This is a genomic window from Microbacterium sp. ARD31, assembly GCF_031844425.1.
Genome location: NZ_JAUZVE010000003.1, coordinates 1 through 15,689, shown reverse-complemented (window position 1 = coordinate 15,689; position 15,689 = coordinate 1). Strand labels below are relative to the sequence as shown.

At 71.1% G+C, this 15,689-nt stretch carries 17 protein-coding genes, 3 tRNA genes and 1 pseudogene; 13 read left to right on the top strand and 8 right to left on the bottom strand.

Translation table 11 applies throughout. The features are described from left to right. Positions 1–191: 191 nt before the first annotated feature. Positions 192–725, top strand: a complete 534-nt coding sequence (locus Q9S36_RS10540) for an inorganic diphosphatase (RefSeq protein WP_311285101.1) — start codon at positions 192–194, stop codon at positions 723–725. A 64-nt stretch (positions 726–789) separates the two neighbouring features. Here the strand turns inward: Q9S36_RS10540 and Q9S36_RS10535 are convergent, their stop codons facing one another. Beyond that, positions 790–2,250 (bottom strand): M23 family metallopeptidase, encoded by a 1,461-nt coding sequence (locus tag Q9S36_RS10535; protein ID WP_311285100.1) that lies wholly within the window; start codon positions 2,248–2,250, stop codon positions 790–792. A gap of 210 nt (positions 2,251–2,460) precedes the next feature. On the opposite strand from Q9S36_RS10535, the gene Q9S36_RS10530 reads away from it, so the two are divergent. The 3 genes from Q9S36_RS10530 to Q9S36_RS10520 all read left to right on the top strand — a co-directional run bounded on the left by Q9S36_RS10530 (position 2,461) and on the right by Q9S36_RS10520 (position 2,769). After that, positions 2,461–2,533: transfer RNA gene (locus Q9S36_RS10530), tRNA-Glu, on the top strand. A 21-nt stretch (positions 2,534–2,554) separates the two neighbouring features. Then, positions 2,555–2,628: transfer RNA gene (locus Q9S36_RS10525), tRNA-Asp, on the top strand. Positions 2,629–2,696: 68 nt separating this feature from the next. Continuing rightward, positions 2,697–2,769, top strand: a tRNA-Phe gene (locus tag Q9S36_RS10520). Between the two features lie 86 nt (positions 2,770–2,855). Here the strand turns inward: Q9S36_RS10520 and Q9S36_RS10515 are convergent. From Q9S36_RS10515 to Q9S36_RS10495, 5 genes are all read right to left on the bottom strand, one after another. Continuing rightward, entirely contained in the window at positions 2,856–3,173 is a 318-nt protein-coding gene (locus Q9S36_RS10515; protein WP_311285099.1) for a hypothetical protein, read from the bottom strand. Positions 3,174–3,254: 81 nt separating this feature from the next. Further along, positions 3,255–3,482: a hypothetical protein gene (locus Q9S36_RS10510; RefSeq protein ID WP_311285098.1), complete on the bottom strand. Its 228-nt coding sequence runs from the start codon at positions 3,480–3,482 to the stop codon at positions 3,255–3,257. 20 nt (positions 3,483–3,502) lie between these two features. Next, positions 3,503–4,180 carry a hypothetical protein gene (locus Q9S36_RS10505; protein WP_311285097.1) on the bottom strand — a complete coding sequence of 226 codons (678 nt, stop codon included), beginning with the start codon at positions 4,178–4,180 and terminating at the stop codon, positions 3,503–3,505. Positions 4,181–4,378: 198 nt separating this feature from the next. Further along, positions 4,379–4,528 carry a hypothetical protein gene (locus tag Q9S36_RS10500; protein WP_311285096.1) on the bottom strand — a complete coding sequence of 50 codons (150 nt, stop codon included), beginning with the start codon at positions 4,526–4,528 and terminating at the stop codon, positions 4,379–4,381. Positions 4,529–4,568: 40 nt separating this feature from the next. Next, a complete protein-coding gene (locus Q9S36_RS10495) occupies positions 4,569–4,703 on the bottom strand; it encodes a hypothetical protein (RefSeq protein WP_311285095.1) in 135 nt (44 codons plus the stop codon). A 55-nt stretch (positions 4,704–4,758) separates the two neighbouring features. Between Q9S36_RS10495 and Q9S36_RS10490 the strand changes: the two are divergent. The 4 genes and pseudogenes from Q9S36_RS10490 to Q9S36_RS10475 form a co-directional block, all read left to right on the top strand. Beyond that, positions 4,759–5,139, top strand: a pseudogene (locus Q9S36_RS10490) (DeoR family transcriptional regulator); the annotation flags it as partial. Positions 5,140–5,354: 215 nt separating this feature from the next. Then, a complete protein-coding gene (locus Q9S36_RS10485; RefSeq protein ID WP_311285094.1) occupies positions 5,355–6,599 on the top strand; it encodes an alpha-hydroxy acid oxidase in 1,245 nt (414 codons plus the stop codon). A gap of 123 nt (positions 6,600–6,722) precedes the next feature. Then, positions 6,723–7,052, top strand: coding sequence for a hypothetical protein (locus Q9S36_RS10480; RefSeq protein ID WP_311285093.1), 330 nt, complete (start codon positions 6,723–6,725; stop codon positions 7,050–7,052). 37 nt (positions 7,053–7,089) lie between these two features. Next, the gene (locus tag Q9S36_RS10475; RefSeq protein WP_311285092.1) at positions 7,090–7,938 is read left to right on the top strand and encodes an NAD(P)-dependent oxidoreductase; all 849 of its coding nucleotides are present in this window, start codon (positions 7,090–7,092) and stop codon (positions 7,936–7,938) included. Positions 7,939–7,942: 4 nt separating this feature from the next. On the opposite strand, the gene Q9S36_RS10470 is transcribed toward Q9S36_RS10475, so the two are convergent. Further along, on the bottom strand, positions 7,943–8,794 hold the full coding sequence (locus Q9S36_RS10470; protein WP_311285091.1) for a hypothetical protein: 852 nt from the start codon (positions 8,792–8,794) through the stop codon (positions 7,943–7,945). Positions 8,795–8,815: 21 nt separating this feature from the next. Next, positions 8,816–9,367, bottom strand: coding sequence for an HdeD family acid-resistance protein (locus Q9S36_RS10465; RefSeq protein WP_253035006.1), 552 nt, complete (start codon positions 9,365–9,367; stop codon positions 8,816–8,818). A 169-nt stretch (positions 9,368–9,536) separates the two neighbouring features. Here Q9S36_RS10465 and Q9S36_RS10460 point away from each other — a divergent pair, with 169 nt between their 5' ends. The 5 genes from Q9S36_RS10460 (at position 9,537) to Q9S36_RS10440 (ending at position 15,672) form a co-directional block, all read left to right on the top strand. After that, positions 9,537–10,670: a glycosyltransferase gene (locus Q9S36_RS10460; protein ID WP_217529870.1), complete on the top strand. Its 1,134-nt coding sequence runs from the start codon at positions 9,537–9,539 to the stop codon at positions 10,668–10,670. Next, positions 10,670–10,930 (top strand): glutaredoxin domain-containing protein, encoded by a 261-nt coding sequence (locus Q9S36_RS10455; protein WP_064003594.1) that lies wholly within the window; start codon positions 10,670–10,672, stop codon positions 10,928–10,930. The genes Q9S36_RS10460 and Q9S36_RS10455 overlap by 1 nt, the downstream gene beginning before the upstream one ends. A gap of 19 nt (positions 10,931–10,949) precedes the next feature. Next, entirely contained in the window at positions 10,950–12,644 is a 1,695-nt protein-coding gene (locus tag Q9S36_RS10450; RefSeq protein WP_311285090.1) for an aldehyde dehydrogenase family protein, read from the top strand. A gap of 269 nt (positions 12,645–12,913) precedes the next feature. Continuing rightward, the gene (locus tag Q9S36_RS10445; protein ID WP_311285089.1) at positions 12,914–14,440 is read left to right on the top strand and encodes a sugar transferase; all 1,527 of its coding nucleotides are present in this window, start codon (positions 12,914–12,916) and stop codon (positions 14,438–14,440) included. Further along, a complete protein-coding gene (locus Q9S36_RS10440; RefSeq protein ID WP_311285088.1) occupies positions 14,440–15,672 on the top strand; it encodes a DUF1972 domain-containing protein in 1,233 nt (410 codons plus the stop codon). The genes Q9S36_RS10445 and Q9S36_RS10440 overlap by 1 nt, the downstream gene beginning before the upstream one ends. The last annotated feature ends 17 nt before the right edge of the window (positions 15,673–15,689 follow it).

Genomic DNA, 15,689 nt, shown 5'->3' with positions numbered 1-15,689 from the left:
CCGCAGCCGCTGGTCGCCCGCCATGACCGCGGGGACTGGAAACGGTGCGCGGCGGCGTGCCGAATGCAGGTGAAACGGCGGCAACAGGGGCCGAAGACGGCTGTTCGCGGCGTTTTTCCGGAGTTCGGCACACGCAGCGGCGCCAGTAGGCTGGTCGGCGCATCCCACCGGACATTCAAAGGAGCACAGGCATGGGCGCGTACGACGCCGTCATCGAGATCCCGCGCGGCAGCCGCGTGAAGTACGAGGTCGACCACGGCACGGGCCGCGTCTTCCTCGACCGCGTTCTGTTCACCCCGATGGGGTACCCCGCGAACTACGGCTTCTTCGAGAACACGCTCGGCGAGGACGGCGACCCGCTCGACGTGCTGGTCCTGCTCGACCGCGAGATCTACCCGGGCGTGCTGGCCAAGGTCCGCCCGGTCGCCGTCCTGAAGATGAGCGACGAGGCCGGCGGCGACGACAAGGTCGTCGCGGTCCTGGCGAAGGATCCGCGCTGGGCTCACATCCAGGACGTCGACGACATCGACGAGTGGACCAAGGGCGAGATCGGCCACTTCTTCGAGCGCTACAAGGACCTCGAGCCGGGCAAGTGGGTCAAGGTCGACGCGTGGGCGAACGCCGCCGAGGCCGAGCGCCTGGTCGGCGAGGCGTTCGAGCGCTTCGAGCAGCACGAGGGCGAGACCCGCACGCAGGGTGAGGGCGAGTCGCCGAACACGCTCTGACGTGAAACGAAGAGGGTCGGATGCCGCGCGGCATCCGACCCTCTTCGTTTCCGGGCGCGCGGCGTCAGACGCTGATGCCGCGAGCGCGCAGGAAGGGCGCCGGGTCGATGCGGACGCCGCCGCGGTAGACCTCGAAGTGCACGTGGCAGCCGGTGGAGGCGCCGGTGCTGCCGATGTAGGCGATCGTCTGACCGGCGCGGACGCGGTCGCCGTAGCCGACGTTGTAGCCGCCGTTGATGATGTGCGCGTACCCGGTGACGGTGCCGTCGCTGTGGCGGACCTGGATGTAGTTGCCCCAGGCTCCGCTGTAACCGGCGAAGACCACGGTGCCGGATGCCGCGGCGTAGATCGGCGAGCCGCAGGAGCTGGCGAAGTCGATGCCGCGGTGGCCGCTGGCCGTGCAGCCACCGGAACCGCAGATGCTGCCGCGCGTGCCGAACCAGGAGCTGATCCAGCCGTGGGCGGGACGCACCCATCCCGATGACTGGACGACTCCGCCACTGCCACCGCTACTGCTTCCGCCGCCGGACGAGCCGCCGCCGGAGGATCCACCCGTGCTCGGCTTGGGCTTGTTGGCCGCGGCGGCCGCTGCTTCTTCCCGGCGGCGCTTCTCTTCCGCGATGCGGCGGGCTTCCTCTTCGCGAGCCTTGCGGGCGGCCTCTTCACGCGCCTTGCGGGCGGCCTCTTCGCGCGCCTTGCGGGCGGCTTCGACGCCGGCCTTGTACCCGGCCACGGTCTTGGCCGTGGTGTCGCGGAGGGCGTCGAGCTGCGCTTCGAGGACTTCGCGGTGTTCGTTCTGCGCGGCGAGGGCGGCCTGCGCGGCTTGCGCGGCATCCTGCGCGGCCTGCATCTTCTGCTCGGCTTCGACCTTGCGCTTGTCGCGCTCGTCGCGTGCGACCTGGGCCTGGGCGGCGAGGCTCTTCGCGCTGTCGCGGGCCCCGACGGCCTCGGCGTAGACGTCGCGGTTGGCGTCGACGAGGCGGTCCATGGTGCCGAGGCGTCCGAGCAGGTCGTCGGCGCTGGCGGACGAGTCGGAGAAGAAGAGCTCGAGGGTCGCGTCACCCTTGCCGGAGCGGTACTGCTGCGCGGCGAGGACGCCGAGCTTCGCGGCGGACTCCTTGGCGCGGGCCTCTTCGGCGTCAGCCTTGGCCTGCAGCGCGTCGGCACGGGCGGCGGCGTCCTCGAACGCGATGAGGGCGTCCTGGTACTCGACGCCGAGGCGCTCGGCTTCGGCCTGCTTGGCGGCGACGTCGTTCTCGAGGGAGGAGATGAGGTTCTGGATGCGGGTGATCTCAGAGCCCTTGGCGGCTTCGTTGTTGCGGGCCTTCTCGACGTCGTCCCAGCTCGGGTACGAGGTGGCGGCGAAGGCGGGAAGGGCGAAGCCCAGACCGGTGGATGCCGCGGCCACACCGAGGATGCCGAGTCCCAGGGCGTTGCGTCGGCTGATGCGCGAGAAGCCCCGTGCCTCTTCGGCGGTGGGCGCGCAGCCGCAATCGACGTCCGACGCCTCGGAAAGATCGGTCACTGCACACACCCTTCCCTCGGCCAGATGGCGTGCTGATCCGCCCATCACAGTAGCAACACTGTTCACATCCGTCACAGGAAAAGTGCGGACGGGCATCGCCATCGCGCCTCGGTTCGCGACCCGGGAGAAGTCGGCGCGCCCTCGATTCGCACATTCGTCGGGGATCGCATATGCTTGACCCTCGGTAAGCGTGAGCCCCCGGGTTCGCTCGGCCCCATCGTTTAGCGGCCTAGGACGCCGCCCTTTCACGGCGGTAGCACGGGTTCGAATCCCGTTGGGGTCACTCCCACAATTTAATAAGCATGGCCCTGTAGCGCAGTTGGTTAGCGTGCCGCCCTGTCACGGCGGAGGTCGCGGGTTCAAGTCCCGTCAGGGTCGCTCCGAGCGACGAGCCCTTTGTTTTCAGAGGGCTCTTCGTCTAGGACATGGCTCTTCTGCAGCCATGCGGCTCTGTAGCTCAGTTGGTAGAGCGCACGACTGAAAATCGTGAGGTCACGGGATCGACGCCCGTCGGAGCCACACGGACCGTCGTTACAACGGTCCCAGAAACCCTCGCCTAGCTTCTACATGGCGGGGGTTTTGCTTTTCCCTGGCGTCGGTCCGCGTCACCCGGCCAGTTCGTCGAGCCAGTTCGACCTCAGCCGCAGTGCCCGTTCGGTGCTTGCCGCTGCCAGAACGAGCGTCACGGCGATGTTCGCCTCCGCGGAGAGCCGGATGGGCGACGTGAAGGTGCCGAGGTGCTGCGCGAACAGTTCGATGTGCGAGATCGTCTCGATCAGCTGCGGCACAGCGATGCCGACTCCGGCGACGACGAGGACCGATGCGACGACGCCGATCACACGGCTGAGAAGCGGATGCCGCCGGTGCAGCGCCGCGCGCCGTCCTTCTGCGGACCGCGGGTGCGGCGTCAACTGTCGTTCCACTCCCTCCGTCGAGACGAAATGGCATCGTCGGAGCCCGAAGGAGTTCGCGGCGACCTCGATGTGGCCGCCGGGGACGGCGAATCATGCCGGCAGCCGGGAGACGGCATCCAGCGCGCCGTCTCGGTAGAGCCGCGCCCGCACCTCGCCGTCATCCCGGTCCCCCCACTGGCGAACGTCGACCGTGAAGACGGACGTGGATCCGTTCGCACCGGGGAGCGTGATGGCGAACGTCGACCTGCCGAGCGCCTGCCACCACCGGTAGGGATCGAGGGGACGGCCGTCCCCCGCGCGGACCCGCCGTTCGGCCATGCGCTGCCGCCAGGTCAACATCAGGCAGCACCACCGAGCAGCCACTGACTGAGCGGACTGACCAGGTACAGCAGGGAGTACGCCTCCCAGATCGCTCCGACGACCAGGAGGATCAGCGCCGGCACTGCCAAGAGGCCGATGCTCTTGAGTCCCCGGACATACCCGTCCCGGTGCCGCTGCACCCCGACACTGCGCGGACGCAGCCAGCTGCGGCCCAGGATCCACGCGCCGAGCAGGAAGAGGACGTAGGCCTGCAGTTCGATCAGGACGGTGAGCGCGTGAGGGATGAGCGCGACCCAGCCGACGGCCGTGGTCTGCACGAGCGTGACCCCCGTCTCCACCGCCCACCACCCGAACAGCGCGAGACCCGCGAAGGGGACCAGCAGCGATGGCAGCACGATGGTGGCGAGGCTGAGGCGGAACAGGTTCACCGCGAAGATCAGCAGGGCGAAGAGGGGAGCCGAGGAGACCACCGACCTCACCAGGTCGGCCGTGCCGTCGGATTCGAGCGCGTCCGCGCGGGCGGTGTTCAGCTCGGGGAAGAGCAGCCCGAGCGCGAAACCGACGAGGACGAGGCCGTATGCGGCGACGTTGAGGAGCACGTAGGCGCGCGCGTTCGTCCGGATGAGGTGGCCCGGCCGGCGCCAGAACGGCAGAGCGGACGAGGCTACGGGGACCATGGATGTGCGAAAAGGCATGCATCCATCCCACGCCGCCGGTGACCATCGCGGCAGTGCCGAGCTGTCACCGGTTCGCGTGACATTTGTCAGCCGGAGCCAGGAGATTCACCGCCCGCAACCAGAGCCCGTACGACCGCCGGGCGGAGACGACTGTTGTCCGCGATCTGGTCGGACTTGAGCCCGGACGCAGCGAGTTCGAGATGATCGCCGACACCCTCATCTCCAGCTCGGACGCATCGAGCGGCTCCCCTCGGGAGTTTGCCAGCTCGCGCCGAGTCGATCCAGAAGTGCCTGTTGCCTCTCGGTGAAGCGCTGACCTTCGGAGCCCGGAATGCGGATCGTCCAGCCGGGCTCGTCGTTGCTCATGCCCGCGCATCCTGACACGTCGGTGTCACTGCGCTGACCCTCACCGCGGCTCGGTCACCCGCACGAGCCCGCAGTCCAGACATGACCAGGCGACGGTGAAGCGCTCGTCGCCGAGGATCTCGAAGCGCAGCGGATCGCCGCAGGTGGGGCACATCACCGCCGGGCGCTCGCTCACGTATGGAGCCTAAGCACGCCGCAGCCCACCGGGGCGGCCCGGCTACCCTGATCGCATGCCGCCCCTCCTCAGCGCCCAACGGCGGTCACGCCTCGTCGAGATGCTGGCCGAGTCCGGCAGCATCCGCCTCGAACCCGCCGCCGACGCGCTCGGCGTCTCGGTCATGACGGTGCGCCGCGACCTCGACGACCTCGTCCGCGACGGGCTCGCGCGACGCGTGCGCGGCGGCGCCGTCGCGGCGATCGTGCCGCAGGGCTTCAGCGAACGCATCGCCGCCCGCGGCGGCGCCAAGGCCGAGATCGCCCGAAAGGCGCACGACCTGCTCCCCCACCGCGGCGCTGCGGCGATGGATGCCTCGTCCACCGTCGGGGCGCTCCTCGCCACCCTCGACGACAGCCACGAACTCCTCGTCGTGACCAACTCGTACGACAACCTCCGCACCGCCCAGGCCCGGCCCGGCATCGACGCGATCCTCCTCGGCGGAAGCGCGAGGTCGTGCCCGAGAACGTCGCCGACGCGGTCTACGTCCTCACCGGCCCCGAACTCTCGCGCACCACCGGCCTGCACATCCCCGTGGACTCCGGCGTCGCCGCCGCCTTCCTGCGTTAAACACGGCCCGCGGTCGAATCACTCCAGAGGAAGATGGTCCCCATGGTGCAGCGTCAATTCCCGAAGCCCGTCGAGCTGCTCGAGCTCATGCAGTTCAAGAAGCCCGAGCTCAACGGCACGAAACGCCGACTGGATGCCGCGTACACGATCGCCGACCTGCGGAAGATCGCGAAGCGCCGCACCCCGAAGGCCGCGTTCGACTACACCGACGGCGCCGCCGAGGGCGAGACCTCGCTCGCCCGCGCCCGTCAGGCGTTCGAGGACGTCGAGTTCCACCCCGACGTGCTGCGCCCGGCGGAGAACGTCGACACCTCCGTCGAGATCCTCGGCGGACCGTCCGCGCTGCCGTTCGGCATCGCCCCGACCGGCTTCACCCGTCTCATGCAGACCGAGGGCGAGGTCGCGGGCGCGGGAGCGGCGGGGGCCGCCGGCATCCCGTTCACCCTCTCGACCCTCGGGACCACCTCGATCGAGGGCGTGAAGGCCGCGAACCCGAACGGGCGCAACTGGTTCCAGCTGTACGTCATGCGCGATCGCGAGATCTCGTACGGGCTCGCGAAGCGCGCTGCCGAGGCCGGGTTCGACACGCTGCAGTTCACCGTCGACACCCCCGTCGCCGGCGCGCGCCTGCGCGACAAGCGCAACGGCTTCTCGATCCCGCCGCAGCTCACCCTCGGCACGATCGTCAACGCGATCCCCCGGCCGTGGTGGTGGATCGACTTCCTCACGACCCCCAAGCTGGAGTTCGCGTCGCTCTCGGCGACGGGCGGCACGGTCGGCGACCTGCTCAACGCCGCGATGGACCCGACGATCAGCTACGAAGATCTGAAGGTCATCCGCGGGATCTGGCCCGGGAAGATCGTCATCAAGGGCGTGCAGAACGTCGAGGATTCGAAGCGCCTCATCGACCACGGCGTCGACGGCATCATCCTGTCGAACCACGGCGGGCGTCAGCTCGATCGGGCTCCGATCCCCTTCCACCTGCTGCCCACCGTGGTGCGCGAGGTCGGCAAGGACGCGACGATCATGGTCGACACCGGCATCATGAACGGCGCCGACATCGTCGCCGCGATGGCGCTCGGCGCGAAGTTCACGCTCATCGGCCGCGCGTACCTCTACGGCCTCATGGCCGGCGGGCGTGCGGGCGTCGACAAGACGATCGAGATCCTCCGCAGCGAGATCGAGCGCACGATGAAGCTGCTCGGCGTCGCCTCGATCGCCGAGCTCGAGCCCCGCCACGTGACGCAGCTCACGCGCCTCGCGCCGATGCCCCGAACCGACGCGTGAGCCTGCGCGCTAGCCTGGCGCGGTGAGCGCAGCGGACGAGACGGGACCCTTCTTCCACGGCACGGCGCAGCGCGACGGCGCGGGCTGCGCGGCCGAGCTCGCCGGCGGCGAGATCATCAACTGATGACCGGCGTCATCCGCTTCTGCCGCAGCCGCAACGCCGGGCGTCGGTGCACGCGGCCGCTCGACCACCCCGGCCTGCACCGGCACCGCACGATCATGTGGACGGATGCCGCGGCCGACCCCGCCGGATGCCCCGGCTCCGGTGAACCCGGCGAGCCCGCCGCAGCGCTCGCGGACGGCTGGCCCCACGGCCGCGCGCTCTGCCCCGTCTGCCATCGCTTCGTCCCCCTCGGGGACGGCAGGCTCACCCCGCACGAGACGTCGGATCCGCACGAGACGGATGCCGAGAGCGCCCACCGCCGGGAGTGGCTGAACACCCACGGGTGGTGACGGCCCCCGTGCCCTGAGCGCGTGTCATGCTGGCGGGATGCGCATCGCCGTCACAGGGTCCTCCGGCAAGCTCGGCACGGTCGTCGTCCGCGAACTCCGGGCCGCCGGTCACGAGGTCATCGGCCTCGACGTCCACGGCCGGCGCGGACCCGGCTTCGTCCAGGTCGACCTGACCGACTACGGCCAGGTCGTCGACGCGCTGACCGGGGTCGGCGACCAGCACGACGGCGTCGACGCGCTCGTGCACCTCGCGGCGATCCCGGCCCCCGGCATCCGCTCGGACGTCGCGACCTTCCACAACAACATCGCGAGCACGTTCAACGTGTTCTGGGCGGCGCTGCGGATCGGCATCACGAAGATCGTCTACGCCTCGAGCGAGACCGTGCAGGGGCTGCCGTTCGACGTCCCGCCGCCCTACATCCCGGTCGACGAGGACTACCCCGCGCGCCCCGAGTCGGTGTACTCGCTCGTGAAGCACCTCGAGGAGCAGATGGCGATCCAGCTGACGCGCTGGTACCCGGCGGCATCCATCACCGCCCTGCGGTTCTCGAACGTCATGGTGCCGGAGGACTACGCGGAGTTCCCGTCCTTCGACGCCGACGCCCGCGGCCGCAAGTGGAACCTGTGGAGCTACATCGACGCGCGCGACGGTGCGCAGGCGGTCGCGCGGGCCCTCGAGGTCGCGCCCGCCGGGTTCGACCACTTCCTCATCGCCGCCGCCGACACCGTCATGAGCCGCCCGAACGACGAGCTGGTCGCCGAGGTGTTCCCGGATGCCGAGACGCGCGGCGACCTCGGCACGCACGATTCGCTGTTCTCGACCGCGAAGGCGCAGCGCCTGCTCGGCTACCGGCCGCAGCACTCCTGGCGCGACCACGTGAGCTGAGAGGTCAGCCGCCGAACTCGGCGTAGACCGCGATCTCGCTGTGGTTCCACGCGCAGGTCTCCGCGATCGGCCGGTGCACCTCCCAGAACTCCTGCACCTCCGTCATCCCACCCGGGATCGGCGAGCGGTCTGCGAGCACGCGGTGCATGGCGGCGAAGCCGTCGGCGAGCTGCGTGTCCGACGCGGCGGCGAGCGCGGCCGCCGCCCGTGCCGCGGCATCCATCCGCGTGTTCCATTCGTCGGCCCCGAACGCCGCATAGAAGCCGTAGCCGTCGTCGGCGTTCGACACCTGGCTGTACACCTGCGAGTACGCCTCGCACTCCTCGACCAGGTCGGCATCCTGCACGAACGGCTCGGACGAGTAGGTGACGGAGAGGGTCCACCCGACCTCCGGCCCGATCGACAGCCACAGCATCCCCGACGATCCGTACGTCCAGGGCCAGGCCAGGGTGCGGGAGCCGTCGCACTCGCCCGACAGCGGCGCCTGGCCGAGCATCGTCGCGTCGCCCAGCTCGGCGATGAAGTGCGACGGGGCGTCGCAGGAGAGGTCGACGAGTACGGAACGCGCGGCCGCGGGCACGGCCAGCGGCACCCGCTCCTCGGTCCGAGGGCCGACGCCCGACACGGTCTGCTCGCCGACGATGATCGGCCCGTCGGACGGGATCACCACGGGGGTCGACACCGGGGTCGGGACGGGGCTCGCCTCGGGGGTCGGCTCGATCGCCGCCTCCGCGACACTCCGAGCCTCCGTCGCGGTCGCGACGCACCCCGTCGTCAGGACCAGCGCCGCGACGGTGAGGACGAGACCGCTCCACACCCGGCGCGCTCGGGTGTCAGCGGCATCCCCCCAGATCATCCCCCCTGTCTAGCAGAGGGGTCAGATCGTGCGCAGCCGCGAGGCCCGGACGATCTGGATGACGCCGAGCAGGATGAGCGAGACGCCCATCCACAGCCAGAGCACGAGCGCGCCCCAGACGGGCGCGAAGAGGATGGCCACCCCCGCGACGAGGCTGAGCACCGCGAACGCGATCGTCCAGCCGCGCGACCGGGTGCCGCGGAGGGTCGTCAGCGCGACGACGCCCTCGACGATCCACAGGATCCCGACCAACGCCCCCAGGAACGCCGCGAGCGTCTCGGCTGCAAGGCCGAGGTTCGAGAAGGCGACGACACCGCCGATCACGAAGATCAGGCCCAGGGCGATGTGGCCCACGCGCGCCCACGAGCCCGCCGTGCGCGACAGCAGCCCGATGGCGACGTTCACGATACCGGCGACAACTGCCCACGCCGCGATGATCCCGGCGACGACCATCGCCGTCTTGTCCGGCCAGACGAGCATCACGATGCCGACCACGACCGCCAGCAACCCGCCGATCAGGAGGGCACCGCGGATGCCGCCCACCACCGTCCGAGCTGATCCCTGCGTGCTCATCGCGCACTCCCCTCGCCGGATGCGGCCAGGCTATCGGGCGTGCCCCTCGGCGGGAAGGCACCCGCCCCCAGCCCTCACAGGAGGTTCGCCGGGGACATCCTCAGTCCCGCCCGGGCAGGCGCCATTAGGCTGAGACGTCCCGTGCCCGCCGAGCATCCCGAGCCCCGCCATGGATCTGTCGATCATCGTTCCGACCTTCAACGAGGGTCCGAACGTCGTCGAGCTGCTGCGGCGCATCGGTGACACGCTCGACGACCGTGTCTTCGAGGTCGTCTTCGTCGACGACTCGACCGACGACACGGCCGACATCATCGCGGCAGCGGCGCGCACGTCGCCCTTCCCCGTCCGCCTGATCCACCGCGAGCAGCCGGTCGCGGGCCTCGGCGGCGCCGTCGTCGCCGGGTTCCAGGCGGCAAGCTCCCGCTGGTGCCTCGTCATGGACGGCGACCTGCAGCATCCCCCCGAGGACATCCCCCGCCTCATCGAGCGCGCCGAACGCGGCGACGTGGACGTCGTCGTCGCTTCGCGGTACGCGTCGGGCGGCACCTCGAAGGGACTCGCCGACGCGACCCGCACCGCCGTCTCGCGCGCCTCGACCGCGCTGACGAAGGCGATGTTCCCGCGCAAGCTCGCGAACTGCACCGACCCGATGACGGGGTTCTTCCTGCTCGACACGCACGCCGTCGACGTCGACGCCCTGCGCCCGCGCGGCTTCAAGATCCTGCTCGAGGTGCTCGCCCGTCGTCAGCTGCGCGTCGACGAGGTGCCCTTCGACTTCGCGCAGCGCCACGCCGGCACCTCGAAGGCGACGTTCACGCAGGGCGTCCGCTTCCTCACTCAGCTCGCGATGCTGCGCTTCGGCCGGATGTCGGCGTTCGCGCTCGTCGGCGGGTTCGGGGCCATCGCGAACCTCGTGATCATGTGGGGCCTCATCCGCCTCGGGATGGACTACGTCCCCGCCGCCGTCGTGGCGAGCGTCGTGACGATCATCACGAACTTCCTGCTGCTCGAGTACCTCGTCTTCGCCGACATGCGCTCCGAATCCGGGCGCATGCTCACCCGGTTCCTGAAGTCGTTCAGCTTCAACGGGCTCGAGGCGATCGTCCGCATCCCGGTGCTGTCGATCCTCGTCGAGGGAGCGCACATCCCGGCGGTCCTCGCCGCGGCCCTCACCCTCGTCGCCGCCTTCGTGCTGCGCTTCGTCTTCCACGCCCTCGTCGTCTACGCCCCCCGCAGATCCGGGCGCCGCGCGGCGCAACCCGACGCCGCGCCCACGGCGGTGGGCGGGCGTACGCTGGAGTGATGACCGACACGTCCGCTCAGATCACGATGTTCGGCGCCGACTGGTGCCGCGACTGCCGCCGTACGAAGGCGCAGCTCGACAGCCTCGGAGTCGACTACCGCTACATCGACCTCGAAGCCGAGCCCGACGCCGCCGATGTGGCCCGCGAGATCTCCGGTCGCACCAACATCCCCGTCGTGGTCTACCCCGACGCGACGCACCACGTCGAGCCGAGCAACGACGACGTCGCCGCGAAGCTCCGCGAACTCTCGCTCATCTGAGCCCACCCGCGCCGCGACGATGACGACGACGTCACCGGCCGCGCCCCGGGACCGCCCCCTCGACGCCGACACCCGCGCCGCCCTCGACGCGGCGCTCGCGCGCCTGCGCACCGGCTCCGCGGACTGGCGCGCGCTCCCCGCCGCCGTCCGGCGCGACCTGCTCCGCGAGGTCCGCGCGGCCGTCGGTGCGGTCGCGGAGGAGTGGGCGCGCATCGCCGCCGCGAGCAAGGGCCTCGACCCGCGGCATCCGCTCGCCGGTGAGGAGTGGCTCGCCGGTCCCTACGCGGCGCTCGTCGCGCTCGACGCGTACGCCGCCAGCCTCGACGCCCTCGCGCGCGGTCGCAGCCCGCTCGCCGGCGTCCGTCTCGGCACCGGCCCCGGCGGACGCACCGTCGTGCACTCCTCGCCCCTGCGCGCCTCGGACCGCCTGCTGCTGTCGGGGTACACCACCGAGGTGTGGCTGCAGCCCGGCATCACCCCGCACGAGGCGAGGGATGCCGCGGGCCTCGCGTCGCGGCATCCGCACCGCGCCGGCGGCGTCGGTCTCGTCCTCGGGGCCGGGAACGTCACCTCGATCCCGTTCCTCGACGTGCTGTACGAGCTGCTGGCCGAGGGGCGCGTCGCGCTCCTGAAGGTGAACCCCACGCAGGACGCGCTGGTGCCCGTGTTCGAGCGGGCGTTCGCACCGCTGATCCGCGCGGGCCTCGTCGCCGTGGCGAGCGGCGGCGGCGACGTCGGGGCGTACCTCACGCGGCATCCCGGGATCGACCACGTCCACATCACGGGATCCGAGACCACCTTCCGCGCCATCGTGGGAACGGGCGAGGACCGGCTGCAGGTGCCGATCACCGCCGAGCTCGGCGGGGTGTCGCCGATCATCGTCGTGCCGGGGCGCTGGTCGAAGGCCGACCTGCGCTTCCAGGCGGAGCACGTCGCGACGATGCGGCTGCACAACAGCGGGCACAACTGCATCGCCGGGCAGGTCGTGCTGCTCAGCCGCGACTGGGACCAGCGGGAGGAGTTCGTGCGCGAGCTGCACCGGGCCTTCGGGCGGACGCCGCAGCGTCCCGTCTGGTACCCGAACGCCGCCGACCGACTGCAGCGCGTGAGGGACGTGTACCCGGATGCCGCGTGGTTCGCCGGCGACACCCGCGCCATCGCGGCGGGCGGCGGCGAGATCGAGACGACGGAGTACTTCGCGCCCGTGCTCGGCGTCATCGACCTCCCGGGCACCGGGGCCGCGTTCCTCGACGCGGCGGTCGCCCACGCGAACGACCGGCTCACCGGCACCCTCGGCGCCAATGTCCTCGTCGACCCGGCGACCCTGCGGGATCTCGGCGCCAGCTTCCAGGACGCCCTCGCGCGCCTGCGCTACGGCACCGTGGTCGTGAACGCGTGGACCGCGTTCGGGTTCATGACCCCGACCGCTACCTGGGGCGCGTACCCGGGCGGCACGATCGACGACGCGCCCAGCGGGATCGGCGTCGTGCACAACGCGCTACTGCTGGACGGGGTCGAGCGGACGGTCGTCCGCGGACCGTTCCGGCCCTTCCCGCGCTCGCTCGGACGCGGCCGGTTCTCGGTCCTGCCGAAACCGCCGTGGTTCGTCACCTCACGCACCGGACGGGCTGTGTCGGAGGGGTTCGCGCGGTTCCGCATGGACGGCCGGGTCGGGCCGCTGCTCCTCACCCTCGTGCGGGCGTTCGGCGCCTGACCCCGCCGCGTGACCGGCCGCGGCGGGCGGCGACGGCGGGGCGGATGAATATCGGCTGACGCCGAGTTTACGAATCGCACTCGCACGCTCGCCCGGTGCGCGCTACAGTTGCCTCCGAGTGGATCGCGCGGCCGGGGGGTCGCGCGGAGGTCTTTGGGGGACCGCGAAGCTCGCTTGGGGAACATGCAGCCGCCTTGGGGGCGGATGCAGTGACGCACATTGCTTGGGGGCATGATGCGGCAGCTGACCGATGTATATGGGGACGCTCGGTGACCGCGGTCGACGGCATCGCGCCGGGTCTCACGCTGCCCGGGCTCGGCCCGAAGACGGCGTCGCGCACCTCGACCGCTGAGGCGCCCCGCGCCTCGGCGGCGCTCGTCGGCCGCCTGCAGTGGGAGCGCCGGTTCCGTACGCGGCTCCGCGTGAACGACGCCGTCATCGTGGCGGTGTCCTGCACCTTCGCGACCATCGTCTCGGTCACGGCCGCTGCGCCCGGCGACATCGCCGTCCGCAGCCGGGTCCTCATCGCCGTCGCGACCGCGATGATCTGGCTCATCTCGCTCGGCCTCTTCAACACCCGGTCGACGTCGGTCGTCGGGACCGGACCCACGGAGTACGCGCGCGTCGCCCACGCGACCGGGCTCGCGTTCGGGCTGCTCGCGATCGTCTTCGTGGTGTTCGAGTGGCACGGCATCCGTGCGCAGCTGTTCACCGCGCTGCCGCTCGGCACCCTGGCGCTCCTCGCCTCGCGGTGGGCATGGCGGCGATGGCTCATCGCCCAGCGCGCCGAGGGCCGGTACGCCTCGCGCACGGTCGTCGTCGGCTCGCGGGATGACGTGGAGTACGCGATCCGGTCGCTCGGACCGGCCGGCCAGCTGGGATACCTCGTCGTCGGTGTGGCCCTGCTCGACGACGACCGGGACTCGCTCACCGTCGACGACGTCGTGTACCCGGTCACGCGCGGCGACGACGCCGTCCTGCGTGCCGCTGCGATCCACGAGAGCGACACGATCGTGGTCGCGAGCCAGCCCGCCGGCGACCCGGCGTACGTGAAGCGGCTCGCGTGGGCGCTGGAGGGCACCGCCGCTGAGCTCGTGATCTCGAGCCGCCTCACCGACGTCGCCGGGCCGCGCATGTCGCTGCGGCCCGTCGAGGGGATGCCGCTCATCCACGTCAAGATCCCGAGCTTCGAGGGAGCCGCCTACTACGTGAAGCGGGCGCTCGACATCCTCGTGTCGCTCGCCGCCCTCGTCCTGTTCGCACCGATCGCGCTCGTGATCGCGATCGCGATCACGGCCGACGACGGCGGTCCCGTCTTCTTCCGCCAGGCGCGCGTCGGGCGCGACGGACGCGAGTTCGCGATGCTCAAGTTCCGCACGATGCGGGTGGATGCCGAGGCCGAGCTCGCGGCGCTCCTCGCCCACAACGAGGGCTCGGGGCCCCTCTTCAAGCTCCGGCGCGACCCACGGGTGACGCGGGTCGGCCGGATCCTGCGGTCGTTCTCGCTCGACGAGGTGCCGCAGTTCTGGAACGTGCTGCGCGGCGACATGAGCGTCGTCGGTCCGCGGCCGCCGCTGCCGTCCGAGGTCATCGCCTACGACGGCACCGTGTCGCGCCGCCTCTACATCAAGCCGGGCATCACCGGCCCCTGGCAGGTTGGCGGACGCAGCGACCTCTCCTGGGAGGAGAGCGTCCGGCTCGATCTCCGCTACGTCGAGAACTGGACCGTCATGACGGACCTGGTCCTGATGTGGCGGACAGCCAAGGTCATGGTCACCACCGAGGGAGCGTACTGATGGTCATCGAAATCCCGCGGCGGCTCGACAGCGAGCCGGTCCGCCTCACCCAGGACGAGCGGCCCCGCGCCACGCGGACGCTCGAGATCGCGATGATCGGCACCCGCGGGGTCCCGGCCTCGTACGGCGGCTTCGAGACCGCGGTCGAGGAGATCGGTCGTCGGCTCGTCGAGCGCGGACACGGCGTCACCGTGTACACGCGGGGCTCCGAGAGCCGCGCCCGCGAGTACCTCGGCATGAAGGTCGTCCACCTGCCCGCCCTCCGGGTGAAGCAGCTCGAGACGCTGAGCCACACCGGGCTCTCGGCCGTGCACGCCGTGTTGGGCCGCCGACCGGATGCCGCCTTCGTCTTCAACGCGGCGAACTCGCCGTTCCTGCCGGCGCTCCGCGCCCGCGGCATCCCGACCGCCCTGCACATGGACGGCCTGGAATGGAAACGGTCGAAGTGGGGCCGGCGCGGCAAGGCGTACTACCGCTGGGCGGAGGAGTTCGGCGTCCGCACCGCCGACGCGCTCATCGCCGACGCCCCCGGCATCCGCGACTACTACGACCGCGAGTTCGGCGTGCCGACCGAGCTCATCCGCTACGGCGCCCCGATCCTCGAGGACGCCCCGGCCGACGGCATCCGCTCCCTCGGCCTGACACCGAGCGGATACCACCTCGTGGTCGCCCGGTTCGAACCCGAGAACCACGTGCTCGAGATCGTCGAGGGCTACCGCAGGAGCTCCGCGACCCGGCCCCTCGTCGTCGTCGGCTCCGCGCCCTACGCCGCCGAGTACACGCAGCAGATCCGTGCCGCCGCAGGCGGCGATCCCCGCATCCACTTCCTCGGCGGGGTCTTCGACCAGGACCTGCTCGACGCGCTCTACTTCCACGCGCTCACCTACGTGCACGGGCACTCCGTGGGCGGGACCAACCCGTCGCTCCTGCGGGCGATGGGGGCCGGCACGGCCGTCCTCGCGTACGACGTCGGCTTCAACCACGAGACGCTGGCCGAGCAGGGCCTGTTCTTCGCGGATGCCGCCGAGGCCGGCCGACACTTCGCGACCCTCGAGGGCGACCCCGCCGGCGCGACTGTGATGGGGCGGATCGTCCGCGAGCGCGCCCGCGAGGCGTTCCGTTGGGACGACATCGCGACCGACTACGAGGACCTCGCCGTCCGACTCGCCCGCGGCGAGTCGATGCACCTGCTCGGACGTCGTGCGCGCCGGCGGCCGGACTCGACCCGCTGACCCGAACCCCCCGGCGT

Coding starts and splice junctions, on each gene's coding strand:
- Q9S36_RS10540 (WP_311285101.1), top strand. CDS start 192: ATGGGCGCGTACGACGCCGTCATCGAGATCCCGCGCGGCAGCCGCGTG.
- Q9S36_RS10510 (WP_311285098.1), bottom strand. CDS start 3,482: ATGGCCGAACGGCGGGTCCGCGCGGGGGACGGCCGTCCCCTCGATCCC.
- Q9S36_RS10505 (WP_311285097.1), bottom strand. CDS start 4,180: ATGCCTTTTCGCACATCCATGGTCCCCGTAGCCTCGTCCGCTCTGCCG.
- Q9S36_RS10500 (WP_311285096.1), bottom strand. CDS start 4,528: ATGAGCAACGACGAGCCCGGCTGGACGATCCGCATTCCGGGCTCCGAA.
- Q9S36_RS10485 (WP_311285094.1), top strand. CDS start 5,355: ATGGTGCAGCGTCAATTCCCGAAGCCCGTCGAGCTGCTCGAGCTCATG.
- Q9S36_RS10480 (WP_311285093.1), top strand. CDS start 6,723: ATGACCGGCGTCATCCGCTTCTGCCGCAGCCGCAACGCCGGGCGTCGG.
- Q9S36_RS10475 (WP_311285092.1), top strand. CDS start 7,090: ATGCGCATCGCCGTCACAGGGTCCTCCGGCAAGCTCGGCACGGTCGTC.
- Q9S36_RS10470 (WP_311285091.1), bottom strand. CDS start 8,794: ATGATCTGGGGGGATGCCGCTGACACCCGAGCGCGCCGGGTGTGGAGC.
- Q9S36_RS10465 (WP_253035006.1), bottom strand. CDS start 9,367: ATGAGCACGCAGGGATCAGCTCGGACGGTGGTGGGCGGCATCCGCGGT.
- Q9S36_RS10460 (WP_217529870.1), top strand. CDS start 9,537: ATGGATCTGTCGATCATCGTTCCGACCTTCAACGAGGGTCCGAACGTC.
- Q9S36_RS10455 (WP_064003594.1), top strand. CDS start 10,670: ATGACCGACACGTCCGCTCAGATCACGATGTTCGGCGCCGACTGGTGC.
- Q9S36_RS10450 (WP_311285090.1), top strand. CDS start 10,950: ATGACGACGACGTCACCGGCCGCGCCCCGGGACCGCCCCCTCGACGCC.
- Q9S36_RS10440 (WP_311285088.1), top strand. CDS start 14,440: ATGGTCATCGAAATCCCGCGGCGGCTCGACAGCGAGCCGGTCCGCCTC.